Here is a 570-nt window from a genome sequence, read left to right as displayed (position 1 = left end):
CCCCGGTCGGCACCGGCACGGCATCGGACTTTGCCTACAGCGTCACGGTCCAGGCGGACGGCAAGATCCTCGTCGCGGGTGAAGGCAATGGCAGCGGCGGCACCGACTTCACGTTGGTGCGCTACAACGCGGACGGTAGCCTCGACACCGGCTTCGGCCCGGACGGGACCGGCAAGATCCTCACCCCGGTCAGCGACCGCACGGCGGAGGACGTTGCCAAAAGCATCACGGTCCAGGCGGACGGAAAGATCGTCGTCGCGGGCTACGGCATCGGGAGCGGCACCGGTTACGACGTCGCTGTGGTACGCTACAACGCGGACGGCAGCCTCGACACCACGTTCAACGCCCCGAACTCGCTCGGCGGCACGGTGGCGTTCACCGAGAACGGCAACAGCGTTCGCCTCGACGCCGACGTCACCCTCTCCGATGTCGACCTCGACGCGCTGAACGGCGGTCTGGGCGACTATGCCGGCGCCACGCTGACGCTGGCCCGCCAGGGCGGGGCGGACGCGCAGGACGCGTTCGGCTTCGACGCCTCGGGCTTCACGGTCTCGGGCAACAGCCTACGGG

The 570-nt window shown here is 69.3% G+C and carries 1 pseudogene; it reads left to right on the top strand.

The annotated features are described in order from the left end of the window. A pseudogene (locus MBTS_RS23075) lies at positions 1-570 on the top strand (hypothetical protein); the annotation flags it as partial.

Origin of the sequence: Methylobacterium bullatum (assembly GCF_014845095.1) — a bacterium.
GTDB classification, from domain to species: domain Bacteria; phylum Pseudomonadota; class Alphaproteobacteria; order Rhizobiales; family Beijerinckiaceae; genus Methylobacterium; species Methylobacterium bullatum.
Note: the sequence above shows the minus strand (reverse complement) of the source record. Positions and strands in the feature narration are given on the sequence as shown.